Raw genomic sequence first — 14,098 nt, 5'->3', positions numbered from 1 at the left:
GACGCCGGCAACATCGGTTTGAACGAACGCATTTTGCAGGATTATCTGGATATGGGCGGTAATATCTGGGTTTGCGGCAGCAATGTCATCGAAGCCATTACCGGCAACTCGCCCACCGGCGTCGAATTCGCGCCGAATAGCATGCCGTATAAATATTTTCATGCGTTGCGCGCCAAGGCTGCCAATCTGAATTTGGATTGGCTGATTGGTTTGGATGATCGCTTTCCGGATGCTTCCACGAGTTATCAAGTGCCCAATACCACGATCTTTCAGTATTTCCTCACCGAGGTCAATCAACTCATTCCACAACCTGACGCCATACCGGTTTATTTTTTCAGCTCGAATTACTACCGCGATACGCGGCGGGCGATTGACGTCAACAGTGAAGAGTTTGCCGGCACGCCGAACGCGATTGTTTACAAGGGCGATACATTTAAAACGGCGCTTTTTGGCTTCCCCTTGGTCAGCATCGCGCGGGCGGGCGCGGCCAGTTTTAACATTGTTAACACTGCGGCGATGACCAAAACCGTGCGTTATATTTTGGAGCAAGAATTCCAGGAACCGAAATAATCCGATTAGCAACAGGTTCTGCCTATTGGGGCAAAATGATTATGATAAACTGGCAATTGCTTTTGCTCCCAAATGGTTTTGCAATGATTCATTCATTCGTTTGCGATGACAAGCCTGAATTCTAAAAGGATCAGGAGTTGCCGCGTGAAGCAGCAGAAGAGGAGTGTCAAAAAAGTATAATGCCATTTCGCGCTAATTTTTTGTTACTTTGGGCGGCCATCGTATGGCCGGGCGAATTTGTTCTTTCTGAAACCGGCCTTCCCGTTAAAAGCAAAGGCGAAATTGAATTTTATTTTGACAGCGCCTCGTTTCGCGCGGCGCAAGGCCAGGTTTTGCAGGAATTTTATTATCAAATTCCCTTCGAACAGCTTGAGTTTCGTCCGGCCGGCGCCGGCTTTGAAGCGGAATTCAAAACCGGCGTCACGCTTTCCGATTCTGCCGGCCAGGTGTTGCTGCGCGACGAATGGACTCAGCCCCTTGCCGCGGCCCAACGCGAGGAAATTGCGGGGCGTTCCCTCCCGAATCAATTCGAGCTGACGCTTTCTCCCGGCCGTTATTTCATTTCTCTTGCCGTCAGCGATAGCCATTCCGGCAAACAGGGTATCGCAGAGTCGTGGTTTCGCGCGCGCGCTATTCCGGAAAACGGCTTAGCGCTCAGCGATCTGCAGGCCGCAAGCAGCATCGCCGTTGATACCTCGCAAAGCAAGTTTTCCAAGAATGGCCTGAAGGTCGTGCCACATGCCAGCGCCGAGTTTAGCCCCTCACAGCCCTTGTTTTATTTTTATTTTGAGATCTATAATCTCGCGCCTGCGGATAGTTATGAGGTGCATTATAGCATGAAAAACGCGCACGGCGAGGTTCTACGCTCACTGCCGGCCAAAATGGCGCGTGCGCAAGCTTCCTCCAGCGTCGAAGTCGGAGGCATTCATGCCGCCAATTTGCCGGATTCGATTGCGTTTCTGGCAATTGCTGTGCGCGGGCGAAGGGCGGGCGAGCGTGCGGCAATTGAAAAGGCGTTTCGCATTCGCGCGAGCGCCGCGGCTTGGCGCGAACATTTGCCGGATATCGAATTGGAGCAAATGACAGAAGCGGAGTTCAAGTTGCATCTCGAGCAGGCGCAATATCTGTTGTCGGACGATGACAAAAGCATGCTAAAGGCGCTGGAGGTGGGCGCGCAGAAAAGTTTTGTGGGCCGGCTGTGGCGCCAACTCGACCCCCAGCCGGAAACGCCTGCGAATGAGTTTCGTGAAGAGTATTACAAGCGTGTGCGTTATGCCGAAGAAAAGTTCAGCTCGGGCTTCAGCCCCGGCTGGAAAAGCGATCGCGGACGCATCGCGATCAAATTTGGCGCGCCGAATGAAGTGGAGCGTTATCCGGCAAAAACCACGGCGCGGCCTTACGAGGTGTGGACATATTACCGCGAAGGCCGCAAGCAGTTTATCTTTGCCGATATTGAAGGCTTTGGGAAGTATGTTTTGATTTATTCGAGCGACGAGCGGGAGTTGACGCGCCCGGATTGGAAAATGATTATCGACGCGCGCTGATCATTTTCACGGCATGGGCAGGAAATCCGGCGACAGAACGAGCGATAACAAGGTGCCGATAACGATAATGCCGATCGCCACCCAGCGCTCCGGCACGGCATGGTCGCGCACATAAATGATCGAACAGAAGAGGGTACACATGGTGAGGCGCGTCGCCCAGGGGGCGTAATCGCTGACCCAGATCAAAAACACCAACAGCGCGATTGTCGTTACCGCCAGCAAGCGTGTCAAGAATACCGAATTATCAGAAAGCTTCATGAGCCATCCACCTGAGGTGTTTTCCAAAAATTCTATACGGCTGCCGGCGTGAAGCCGCGCGCGGCAGCCAATTCAGCGCGCGCCGGGGTTAAACATAGCCAAGATTGCGCAACTCATTTTCACGATCCCGCCATTTTTCTTTCACCGCCACAAACAGTTCCAAGTAAACCGGACGCTCGATCAACGCTTCCAGCTCTTCGCGCGCCTGCTTGCCCACCTGCTTGAGCGCGCTGCCGCCTTTGCCGATCATGATTCCTTTTTGCGATTCGCGTTCGACATAGATCACGGCGCGAATGTAATCCTTATGGCCGGGGCGTTCGATGAACTCTTCGACGGTTACGCTGGTGGAATAGGGAATTTCTTCGCCATAGCGCAGAAAAATTTTCTCGCGCACAATCTCGGCGGCGAGAAACCGTTCGGGGTGATCGGTGATCAGATCGGTGGCGTAAAAGGGTTCGTGCGGCGTGAGATACTTTTCGAGCAGGCCGGCCAGCAACTCCAAGCCGTCTTTGTGCAACGCTGAAATCGGCACGATTTCCTTGATCTCCGGCCGCGTGCGCAAATTCGCTATCAGGGGCAGCAACACATCCTTGTTGATGCGGTCGATTTTGTTGATGGCGACAATCACCGGGCGATTGGTGTCGGCGAGGCGGTCCAGAATTTTGGCATCCATCGCGGATAGCGTCGACTCCGGTTCGATTAACATCAACTCGACGTCCGCTTCTTTGATGGCGGCATATGCCGTGCGCACAAAGGTGTGCTGCAATTGATAACTCGGCTCCAAAATCCCCGGCGTATCGAAAAAGATCATTTGACTGTGGGGCCGATTGAGGATGCCGAGAATGCGCTTGCGCGTGGTTTGCGGTTTGGGAGAAACGATCGACAGCTTGAACTCGAGGAGCGCGTTCAGCAAAGTCGATTTGCCGACATTCGGCTGGCCGATGATGGCGACATAGCCGGCGCGGAACGGTGTGCTTTCGGGCGTGCCTTGCGATTCCAAAACGGCTTCAGAAGATTTCGTGTTTTCGGATTTTGCGCCGTTGCCAGAAGACAACAGAGGCTCTGTGGTTTGCCACGCTTCCAAAGTTTTCACACTCATGGGTCGAATTCGATGGCTAAAGTTGAACTTCCCTGACGCGATACGACCCGCCGACCGTGGCTAGTCACTCACTAACGGAGACGCTCAAAGCTCCTGTCATAAAACAGATTTATTTTGAGTGTCACTACACGTATGTTGTACCCGCAGAGCGTTTATTCGCCGAGAGACATGATAAATTTTTATTGTTTTTTATGCCCCAAAATGCAGAGACGCCATCTCGGCGTCTCGGGAAATGCGCTGCTGTTTGCCGTATTGAACAGATCAGCAACGCATCGAAATCGGAAGAGAGTTGCTCGCCGCCAGCCGTGCGAGGCAGGAACTCTTCCATACCTGCCGCTGGCTGATCTTGCGGACGAGAGACGAGTTAGAGCGCGTTTGCTGTTCGTTACGCGCTCAGTCTGAAACGGGCAACTGTCACCTCACTCCATGATTCATTGGGATCGGCCGTGCGCCGTTTGCCTCCACTATAGACGGGTTGCGCTCAGCCACGGCTGTGTGTGACTGTGTCGCTGCAATTGATAGAATCCATAGTAACCCGAGTAGAATCGTCATCATGACAGTTACAAAGAGAGACCTCTTCACCGCTCCTCCGTTAAGCTAGGTTCGCAACTCATACCATTCAGGTGATTAATATTTAATATGCCCGGGCAACCAGCACGCGCTGCGTCGAGGGCTTGCCCGTGATCAGGCATTTGCCCGCTTCTGGTTTGCCATCGAGCGGAATGCAGCGAATCGTGGCCTTCGTCTCTTCTTGCAGACGCTCTTCGGCCTCGCGCTCGCCGCACCAATGCGCCCAGAAAAACTTCGCCTGGGCAGGGTCATCGATTTGCTGCTTGAATTGTTCGTAATCGTCGATCTCACGCGTGTTGCGCTCACGAAATGCCAGCGCGCGCTGATACAGGCTGGCCTGAATCTGTTCGAGAGTGCGCAGAATTTCCTGCGTCAAATCCGCCTGCGGCGCCACACGCTTTTCTCCGGTATCGCGGCGCACCAACACAACATTGCCGCTTTGCACATCTTTCGGGCCAAGTTCGATGCGAATCGGGACCCCGCGTTTTTCCCATTCGTTGAATTTGTAGCCCGGGCGATAATTATCGCGATCATCGACTTTGAAATTGAATTTGCCCCGCCACTCGGCAACGAGTTGGTTGGCGCGTTCCATGACGAGCGCCTTCTCCTCGTCTTTCCGCCAAATCGGGACCAGCACGACCGGAAGCGGCGCAAGCTTGGGCGGCAATACCAAACCGTTGTCATCGCTATGCGCCATGATCACCGCGCCCACCAGGCGCGTCGACACGCCCCAGCTCGTGGCCCATACATATTCCAGCGCGCCCTGTTCGTTGAGATACTTGACGTCAAACGCTTTGGCAAAATTCTGCCCGAGATTGTGCGAAGTGCCGGCTTGCAGCGCCTTACCGTCTTGCATCATGGCTTCGATGCAATACGTACGCAACGCTCCGGCAAATTTCTCTTTTTCTGTTTTGAGGCCGGCGATGACGGGGATCGCCATATAGTCCTCGGCAAATGTCTTGTAAACCTCGAGCATTTGCCGCGTTTCTTTTTCCGCCTCTTCCAGGGTCGCGTGCGCCGTATGGCCTTCCTGCCAGAGAAATTCCGTGGTGCGCAGGAAGAGCCGCGTACGCATCTCCCAGCGCACGACATTTGCCCATTGGTTGATTAAAATCGGCAGATCGCGATAAGATTGAATCCATTTGCGGTACATCGACCAGATGATGGTCTCGGACGTGGGGCGAACCACCAATGGTTCTTCCAGCTTTTTGCCGCCGCCCTGAGTGACGATCGCGCATTCCGGCGCAAAGCCTTCAACATGCTCCGCTTCTTTCTGCAAGAAGCTTTCGGGTATAAACAGCGGAAAATAGGCGTTAACATGGCCGGTGTCTTTGAACATCTTGTCAAGGCCGGCTTGAATCTTTTCCCAAATGGCGTAGCCATTCGGGCGAATCACCATGCAGCCTTTAACCGGTGAATAATCCGCCAACTCGGCTGCGCCGATGACATCGGTATACCAGCGGGAATAATCTTCAGATCGTTTGGTAATGCGTTCGGAACGTCCTGTTAATTGCTCTTCCGCGTTTTTTTCTGTTTCCATGAGTCCTGCATTTCTTTAAAAAAATAGGGACAGCCACTGATGACGCTGTCCCTTCCTAGGTTTGAAAAATCGACGCAAAATATACCATTTGAGCCAGAGATTGTCAAGCCGAATTTCGGCTTGACCAAATCGGGGTGAACAAAATTTTTTGGTGAATTATTGTTCAGAGGGAAAGATGCCGCGGCAATTCTTGAAGATTTACACAGTGGGCGATAGTGGGATCGAACCACCGACCTCTGGTATGTGAGACCAGCGCTCTAACCATCTGAGCTAATCGCCCATGAACGCTAAATGAACGCGCGAAAAATAGCGATTGAGCCTCCCAAAGTCAAGTGAAATGTCCCAAGCGCAACGGGGGGTACAGCAACATGTGATCTCAACCATATCTTCCTTCGATATACTCCGCGGTTTTGGGATTTGCCGGTGTGAGGAAAAGATCTTCTGTGCGGCTGTGCTCGATCAATTCGCCGAGCAGCATGAAGATGCACTCATCGCTCACGCGCCGGGCTTGCGCCATGTTGTGCGTGACAATGACAATGGTATAGCGGCCGGCCAGTTCGAACATCAGCTCCTCGATGCCCCGCGTCGCTTCGGCATCAAGCGCGGAACAAGGTTCATCCATTAAGATGATTTCCGGTTTGAGCGGCAGCAGGCGGGCGATGCACAGCTTTTGTTGCTGCTCCAGTTGCAGGCTCGTGGCGCGCGTGTGCAACTTGTCTTTCAAATCTTTCCATAACGACACATTCTGCAGCGCCTGTTCAACCGCCTCATCCAGCAGGGATTTTTTCAGATCTTTGCGCTCGGAATGAATGCGCAAGCCGAACACGATATTCTCATAGACCGAAATCGGCAGCGGATTCGGGCGTTGAAACACCATGCCGATGGCCTTGCGCAACTCCGGCAGCGAGACGTCCGGATCATAAATGTTCTTGCCAAGCAGCTTGATTTCACCCGTCGTGGTGACGTTGCCATAACGCTCGTTGACGCGGTTGAAGCAGCGCAATAGCGTGGTTTTACCGCAGCCGGAAGGCCCGATCAGCGCGGTGATGATGCCGCTTTTCACCTTCACGCTGACGTTGTTGAGCGCTTGAAACTTGCCGTACCACAAACTGAGATTGTTGGTGACGATGCTGTATGCCAGGGAATCGCTCATCCGAAAATTCCGTTCACGTAATCATAGGTTTTCTGCTGCGAGGGCGCATCTGAAAAAATCACCTCGTTGCGGTCGATTTCGACGAGCTCACCGTTGAGCAAAAAGGCCGTGCGGTCGGCCAGGCGCCGCGCCTGCTGCACCAGGTTGGTGACGAGTATGATCGTGACTTGTGAGCGCAATTCCTTGAGCACGTCTTCGATGCGCATGGTGGTCACGGGATCGACGGCAATGGAAAATTCATCGAGACAGAGGATTTCGGGCTGATGCGACAGCGCCCGCGCAATGGTCAAACGCTGCTGTTGCCCGCCGGAAAGCTTGGTGCCCAGGCTTTGCAGGCGATCTTTGACTTCGTCCCACAAGGCCGCCTGGCGCAGGCAGCGCTCGACGAGCGCATCCAAGTCAGACTTGTTGCGCATGCCGGCCATGCGCGGCACAAAAGCGACGTTATCATAAATCGACAACGGCAAGCCCACCGGCAGGGGAAACACCATGCCGATTTTGCGCCGCAATTCGAAAACGTTCTTGATTTGCCGGACATCTTGGCCATCGACTTTGACCTCGCCGAGCACGCTACTGCCGGCAATGAACTCAATCGTGCGATTGATGACCTTCAGCAGCGTGCTTTTGCCCGATTGCGCCGGACCGATGACGGCCAAGATCTCGTTGCAGTGCACGTCCAGCGAAATGCCGCGCAGCGCCGTGGCCTCGCCGTATTTGACGATAAGATTGGAGATTTCGATTTTTTTCTGATTGGAATGTTGCATTGCTCCTGCCGCGAATTCACAAATCACCACTTCTTGCGCGCGCGTAAATAAATCCGCAGGCCAATGGCCAGCGCATTGACCAGCAACACCGTTCCCATCAAAACCACCGCAGTGCCGTAGGGCAATGCTTTCGGCACATCCGGCACTTGCGTTGAAATGGTAAAGAGGTGCATGGAAAGCGCCATGCACTGATCGAACAACTTGTAAGCGAAGATATCGCCCTCGGCAATTGCTTTAAAGAAGACGGCGCCGGTGAACATGACCGGCGCGGTTTCACCGGCGGCGCGCGAGACTTGCAAAATGATGCCGGTCAAAATACCGCTGATAGAGTTCGGCAAAACGATGTGGCGAATGGTTTGCCAGCGTGTCGCACCCACGTTCCAGCAGGCGTCGCGAAAAGCCAGGGGCACGGCGGCGAGCGCCTCTTTCGTGCTGGCAATGATCACCGGCAGAGTCATGATGGCCAGCGTCAAAGAGGCCGCGAGAATCGAGCGGCCCATGCGCGCGAACAACACAAAAGCGCCCAAGCCGAAGAGTGCGTGTACGATGCTCGGCACGCCCGCAAGATTGACCACGGCGAGGTTGACGATGCGCGTAAACCAGTTATCGCGCGCATACTCGTTGAGATAAACCGCGGCCAGCACGCCGATGGGCGCGGCAATGAGCAACGAGATGCCGACGAGATATATCGTGCCGAGCAGCGGCGACCAAATGCCGCCGGCGCGCATGCCGCGCATCGGATTGGTGACGAGAAAATCGAGTGATAAGATCGGCGCCGCCTGGTAAAATAGGTATCCGATAATCAACAGCAGTGGCGCGATCATGAGCAGCGTCATCACCAGAAAAACGATTTTCGCTAGCATTTCCGTGCGTTTTTTCTTGCGTACCAACGCCGTGCTCGTGAACTTTCCTTGCTCCGACGGTTGCTTGGCAGCGCTTGCGGGTTGCAGAATGCTGGCTGCCACGGGTTTTTGATGATCCATAATAACCTCACCGTTGGTCACATTTTACACAAACACAATGTCGCACAGCGTGGGGCCCCGGGCAAACTGGCCCGATTGCGATTCCAACGCAGCGAGTTAACGCTAGCAGTGAAGCAACCATGGCCGTCACTTGCCGCGAATTCCCTTGACCACCAAATCTGCGACGAGATTCACCAGGAACGTAATCGAGAACAACAGAATACCGATAATAAACAAGACTTGATAGTGTTCGGAGCCGACCGGCGCTTCGCCCAGTTCGGCGGCGATGGTGGCCGTGAGCGTGCGCACGGAATCGAGCAGACTCGTGGGGATTTTGACGGCATGGCCCGTGGCCATGAGCACGGCCATGGTTTCGCCGACGCCGCGGCCAATGCCAAGCAGCACCGCCGCGAGCAGACCGTTCTTAGCCGCCGGCAGCAGCACGCGATAAATCAATTGCCAGCGCGTCGCGCCGAGCGCGAGCGCGGCTTCACGATAGGAATCCGATACAGCTTTGAGAGAGTCTTCGCCGATCGAAACGATGATGGGCACGCTCATCAACGCCAGAATGATACCGCCATTCAACACCGTCAAACCGATGGGCGCATGAAACACATCGATAATAATCGGATTCATCACCGTCAAACCGATGAAGCCCCACACTACCGAGGGAATGGCGGCGAGCAATTCGATCACAATCTTCAGCGTTTCTTTAGCTTTCTGGCCGCAGAATTCCGAAATAAAAATCGCCGCACCCAAACCAAAAGGCACGGCGATCAGCATTGCTAGTCCGGTGACACTGAAGGTGCCGGCAATCAACGCGAGCACACCATAGCGTTTGTTGGCGGCCGAGGTTGGGTACCACTCCGGGCTGGTGAAAAATTCGCGCAGATTCAAGCCTGAGAACAGATAACCGGCGCCCTCGCGAAAAACAAAAATGAAAATCAGCGCGACGAACACAATCGCGCTGATGCCGCAAAACCAGATCAATCCCTCGATGAGAGATTCGCTCAGCGTTTCCAGACGGCGGCGGTTCATGGTTTAGTGGTTCCCTGCGTTTTCACCTGCGTCCGGTGAAAGCTGCGCCATGGGCACATAGCCCGATTCGGCGACGATCTTTTGGCCTGCCTCCGAGTGAATCCAGTCGAGATATTTTTGGGCATGTTCACTGGGTGTTCCCGAGGTGTACATATACAGCGGGCGGGCAATAGGATAGGTTTGATTCAAGGTGGTTTCGATCGTGGGCGGATACGCCGGATCATTTGCGGTTTTCTTCACGCGCAACATTTTCACACCGGGAGTGGCGTAGCCCATGCCGCTGTATCCAATCGCGCACGGCGTCTTGGCAACCAGTTCGACGACGTCTTTCGAGCCGTTCATATCCACCGAACCGAGCTTGAAATCGAGCGCATGGCCTTTGGCCTTGCCAATGGCTTCGCGAAAGTATTCGTAGGTGCCAGAGTTGGATTGCCGGCTCACGCGGATAATTTCATCGTTGGAACAGGAAGAATTCGTAACGCCCAGTTGTGACCATTTCACCACCGTGCCCTCCGAACCGTAAATATCCGCAAGCTGCTCCAGCGTAATTTCCTCCAGCGGATTGTCTTTGTGAACATACACGGCGAGCGCATCATATCCGACGATATACTCTTGCGGCTCTTTGCCGGTGTTGGCCTTCGCGCGCGCGATTTCATCTGCGTGCACTTGCCGGCTGCAATTGGCAATATCAACGGTGCCATTGATCAGCGCGGCAATACCGGTTCCCGAGCCGCCGCCAGAAACTTCCACGGAAACAGTCGAATCCACCGCGGCGTAAGCCTCGGCCCAGGCCTGCGCCAGGTTGACCATGGTGTCCGACCCTGCATTTTGAATTGTGGGTTTTTCGACTCTCCCGCCGCCGCAACCGAGTAGCGCTATCCCGAACGCGACCGCGAAAACCGCGCTCTTTTGGATCGACGCTTTGAAGCGAATCACTTTCATCACTTTTCCTCCCGTGGGTTTGGTTACTGAGGATCGACGATTAAATAACTTTTCCAATCTCCAACCGCGAATAGACGCGAATCATCGCGAACTAAAAAGCATTAGCGACTATTCGCGTTGATCAGCGGTTTAAAGAAAATGAGTAAGTTATTTAAATGGCAATCCTGAAAAAGTTAACTCCTGTACGGTCTCAGCGTCTGGCCATCTGTTCTTTATGGCATATTGTCGCCGAGAATCGCTTGCACTAAATCTCGAATATGCGTTTCCAGGTAACTGTAAGTTTTTTCATAAACCGCGTGCACTTCTTCCGGTGTGCCTTGCGCTTGTGACGGATCCTGCACCTCCCAGGGAATGCTCACTGTTTTGGTCGGCGGCGGCGGAAACGCAGTTTGCGCGGTTTCGCTCAAAGCAACGATCACCTGATAATGTTCGAGGTTGACGATTTGATTGACGTACTTCGAGCTTTGGCGCGAAATATCGATGCCTTTCTCTTGCAGGAAGCTCACGGTTCCCGGATCGATCGGCTTCGGCGTAATGCCGGCGCTGCTAAAGATGAATTTCGAAATGCCAAGCCGGTTGCCGATGGCCTCCGCCATCAAGCTCGTGCTGGCATTGCCTTCATCCACGAATAAGATGCGAAACACCTCCACGCCCTGATGCTTGATGTATTTGCCGGTGCACATGTACAGCACTTCTTCGCAGATGTTGCACGATTGGTCGGCGACGCGCTCGAAGCGGCTGGCGATCAGCATCAACGGCGCGAGCGCCTCCAGCGGCAGCCGGCCGGCTTCACGCAAATGCACCAGCTCGGAATTGATGGTGTTGCGAATCGTATCGACGCGATCCTCCATTTCGAGCGTCGCCAGCGCCAGTTCCTGGTTTTGATCGATGAACGCCTGCATGGCATTGCGCAGCATCGGAATCGAGATGTTGGCAATCTCGACGAACCGGTCAAAGGGCGGCAGGGGAGAGAGGGCGGTGACCGTCAAGGTGTGCCGCGCGATGCTCTCGGCGTAATCGCCGATGCGTTCCAGTTCGTTGTTGATCTTGATCACGGCGTACACAAAGCGCAATTGCCCGGCTACCGGCTGTTGCCGCACCAGGAACTCCAGGCATAAACGATCCAGCTCTTTTTCCAATTCGTCGATATACTGATCGCGCAAAATTACGGAATAGGCGTTTTTGCGATCACTTTTGATGAGGGCTTGCAGGCTTGCTTTCAGCGCGCGCTCGGCGAGATTGCCCATTTCGATGACTTTGCGGCGTATCAAATCCATGTCTCGTTGCAGACTCTCTTCAAAATGAGAAATCATTTCGTTCTCTCCTTTGCCCTGACGCTGATGTTATGGCGCGCAGCAGCACGCTTCACGCCGGTAGATTCGAGCAAAACCGCCTATCATTAAATCGGCGTGTTATATGTGAAAATTCTGTCAAAGAATCAAGGCCTAACATTCGCCGCGCCAGTGCGGGGGGCAAAGGTAATAAAGTTCGATTGCTGCGGTTTTCCGCCGCAGCGAGGTTTCCGCTCATTGTGCTTGTCGCCAATCCGGAGTCAGGCGGAACGCTCATCTAAACCAACATGCTTGATCGTGCGCGCTTCGACCATATACACAACTTCTTCGGCAATATTCGTGGATAAATCGGCAATCCGTTCAAGGTTTTTGCTGACCAGAATCAACGACAGGCCGCGGGAAGTATTGCCGGGAGCATTCGCCATGTGCGTAATAAAGTCGCGCAAAATCTGCCGGTTCAGCGCGTCGATTTCGTCGTCTTTGCGGCATACCGCGATCGCCGTTGCGGCGTCGCGGTGAACAAAAGCATCGATGGCGTCGCGCACCATGTGTTGCGCCAGCTTCGCCAGAAGAGGAATATCGCGCAGCGGCTCGAACAGCGGTTCGCGCTGAAGCTGAAGCGTGTTTTCCGCAATGTTCACCGCATGATCTCCAATGCGCTCCAAATCATTATTGATCTTGAGCGCGGACACCACCCGGCGCAGGCTGCCGGCCATGGTCTCGTGATAGGTGAGCAGCGAAATGCAAATTTTTTCAATTTTGATTTCGAGCTGATCGATCAACACATCTTCGTCGATCACTTTTTGCGCAAGCGCCGCATCGCGATTTTGCAGCGCCAGAATGGCCGTTTCCACCGCCTTCTCCGCCAGCGAGGCCATGAACAGCAACTCGCTCAAAAGTTCATCCAGCTCCTTGTCAAAACGTTTGCGCATCGCCAAGCCTTATACAAATTCTCCCAGCGTTCCGTCATCAACAACGGAGGGTAACCATCTGAAATTACCTGCACGTAATTTTTGTGTTAAGAAGCGATTAAAAGTTGAAATTGGCCTGCGAGCGAATTTGAAAGACGGTCTCTGCGCCTTCGGGAACGGGTTTCGTCACCTCCCCATTGATTTGCAAACGCGTAGATTTGCCGAAGCAAAATGCCGGGCCAAAGCGGAACACCAGGCTTTCGTCGTCGGCCTTGTCGTTCGGTTCGACGTAGGACACGCCTCCAGCCAGCTCGAACGCATCCAGTCCGCCCAAGCCGGCAGTTGCATGCTCGAATTTTGCCGTGTAGCGGCCGGTCACATCTGCAATGAGAAAATGGCTGCCCTCGGCTGCGCCGATCGCTTCCTTTGCCAGCGCGCCATAAGCCAGTCCGCCTTCGATATCCACCTGGCATTTAGAGGAAGGACGATGCAAAGAGATGCCGAAATCCGGCGCGATCATGGTATTCGTGCCGGATGGCGCCGCAATGCCCGCCGGGGTTTGATTTACGGCAGTGATCCGGTTGGCCGCGCCCGAAACGCCAATTTGCAAATGTTCATTCACCAAGAGATTGGCCCGCCCAGTAAACGATTTACCGTTATTCACAAAATTGTTCTTGTTTTGGCCCGCATCTTCGCGTACGCCTTCGCCCGCGCCGTTGGCAACATTCACCGCGATTTGCAGGCCTTTTCCCGGCCGGCGGCCCAGTTCCACGCCGATTTGACGCGCGGAAAAATTATATTCGACCAAGAACTCTGCAGCAGCGCTGCGTTCAACCAGCAGAAGATTCGTTGACGAGCGTAATTCTTCACGCCAGACCGGGACTTTGAACTGGCCAAAGCGGATGTAATAATCGTTCGCCAGTTTGATTTTGCCTTCCGCATCCTTTAGGCGCGGATTGTTGTCGCGCATTTCGAATTGGAACGCGGTCTCGACAAAATTCGAGACTTTGCCGCGCGCACTGAAACGACCCCGGCGCATGCGAAAGCCGTTGTTCGTCCGCAGCGCGTCATTGGCGATGTCGGGATCGTATAAATATTGCAATTGAATTGACCCCGCCAGCTCCCAGCTTTGTGCATTCCTCGATTTGACCTCTTGTGCTGCACCCTCGGTGCTTGCCAAGAAAATCAGGACAAGAACCGCCAGCCTCACATTGCGTTGCTGAAGCATGCTTTCTCCCTTCCGGTTTAAATGATCTTATCGAGAGCCTCTATTGTGACAACGCCGGGATGAAAATTTTTGCGGCTAAATTTTCCGATCACTTCTCGCCTACCCTCAGAAATCTCATGAAGAGTTGCATCGCGACCGGATAGCACGACAGCGTAAAATTGTTTTAAAAATATATTAAGATAAAAACAACTGGATGTTATCTAAATGTTAAGATAATGTTAAAAAAG

General features: G+C 53.8%; 13 protein-coding genes and 1 tRNA gene. 2 read left to right on the top strand and 12 right to left on the bottom strand.

Features of this window, described 5'->3' with window-relative positions:
• Positions 1–18: 18 nt before the first annotated feature.
• The gene (locus FBQ85_15330) at positions 19–570 is read left to right on the top strand and encodes a hypothetical protein (protein ID MDL1876522.1); all 552 of its coding nucleotides are present in this window, start codon (positions 19–21) and stop codon (positions 568–570) included.
• A 179-nt stretch (positions 571–749) separates the two neighbouring features.
• Positions 750–2,114, top strand: coding sequence for a GWxTD domain-containing protein (locus FBQ85_15325; GenBank protein MDL1876521.1), 1,365 nt, complete (start codon positions 750–752; stop codon positions 2,112–2,114).
• 6 nt (positions 2,115–2,120) lie between these two features.
• Here the strand turns inward: FBQ85_15325 and FBQ85_15320 are convergent, their stop codons facing one another.
• From FBQ85_15320 to FBQ85_15265, 12 genes are all read right to left on the bottom strand, one after another.
• Positions 2,121–2,372: a hypothetical protein gene (locus FBQ85_15320; GenBank protein ID MDL1876520.1), complete on the bottom strand. Its 252-nt coding sequence runs from the start codon at positions 2,370–2,372 to the stop codon at positions 2,121–2,123.
• Positions 2,373–2,460: 88 nt separating this feature from the next.
• A complete protein-coding gene (locus FBQ85_15315; GenBank protein ID MDL1876519.1) occupies positions 2,461–3,471 on the bottom strand; it encodes a GTPase Era in 1,011 nt (336 codons plus the stop codon).
• A 634-nt stretch (positions 3,472–4,105) separates the two neighbouring features.
• A complete protein-coding gene (locus tag FBQ85_15310; protein ID MDL1876518.1) occupies positions 4,106–5,581 on the bottom strand; it encodes a proline--tRNA ligase in 1,476 nt (491 codons plus the stop codon).
• Between the two features lie 206 nt (positions 5,582–5,787).
• Positions 5,788–5,861: transfer RNA gene (locus tag FBQ85_15305), tRNA-Val, on the bottom strand.
• 96 nt (positions 5,862–5,957) lie between these two features.
• Positions 5,958–6,734 carry a phosphate ABC transporter ATP-binding protein gene (locus tag FBQ85_15300; protein ID MDL1876517.1) on the bottom strand — a complete coding sequence of 259 codons (777 nt, stop codon included), beginning with the start codon at positions 6,732–6,734 and terminating at the stop codon, positions 5,958–5,960.
• Positions 6,731–7,498: a phosphate ABC transporter ATP-binding protein gene (locus FBQ85_15295; protein MDL1876516.1), complete on the bottom strand. Its 768-nt coding sequence runs from the start codon at positions 7,496–7,498 to the stop codon at positions 6,731–6,733. Before FBQ85_15295 ends, FBQ85_15300 begins: the two co-directional genes overlap by 4 nt.
• Before the next feature lie 23 nt (positions 7,499–7,521).
• Positions 7,522–8,481 (bottom strand): phosphate ABC transporter permease PstA, encoded by a 960-nt coding sequence (gene pstA, locus FBQ85_15290; protein MDL1876515.1) that lies wholly within the window; start codon positions 8,479–8,481, stop codon positions 7,522–7,524.
• 126 nt (positions 8,482–8,607) lie between these two features.
• Positions 8,608–9,498 carry a phosphate ABC transporter permease subunit PstC gene (gene pstC, locus FBQ85_15285; GenBank protein ID MDL1876514.1) on the bottom strand — a complete coding sequence of 297 codons (891 nt, stop codon included), beginning with the start codon at positions 9,496–9,498 and terminating at the stop codon, positions 8,608–8,610.
• Between the two features lie 3 nt (positions 9,499–9,501).
• Positions 9,502–10,440, bottom strand: a complete 939-nt coding sequence (locus FBQ85_15280) for a phosphate ABC transporter substrate-binding protein (GenBank protein ID MDL1876513.1) — start codon at positions 10,438–10,440, stop codon at positions 9,502–9,504.
• Between the two features lie 212 nt (positions 10,441–10,652).
• Positions 10,653–11,753: a phosphate signaling complex protein PhoU gene (phoU, locus tag FBQ85_15275; GenBank protein MDL1876512.1), complete on the bottom strand. Its 1,101-nt coding sequence runs from the start codon at positions 11,751–11,753 to the stop codon at positions 10,653–10,655.
• A 239-nt stretch (positions 11,754–11,992) separates the two neighbouring features.
• Complete coding sequence (phoU, locus tag FBQ85_15270) at positions 11,993–12,664, bottom strand: phosphate signaling complex protein PhoU (protein ID MDL1876511.1); 672 nt, start codon at positions 12,662–12,664, stop codon at positions 11,993–11,995.
• Between the two features lie 97 nt (positions 12,665–12,761).
• On the bottom strand, positions 12,762–13,871 hold the full coding sequence (locus FBQ85_15265) for a hypothetical protein (protein ID MDL1876510.1): 1,110 nt from the start codon (positions 13,869–13,871) through the stop codon (positions 12,762–12,764).
• Positions 13,872–14,098: the final 227 nt, after the last annotated feature.

Source organism: Cytophagia bacterium CHB2 (genome assembly GCA_030263535.1).
Classification (GTDB): domain Bacteria; phylum Zhuqueibacterota; class Zhuqueibacteria; order Zhuqueibacterales; family Zhuqueibacteraceae; genus Coneutiohabitans.
This window is presented reverse-complemented; position numbering and strand designations above follow the sequence as displayed.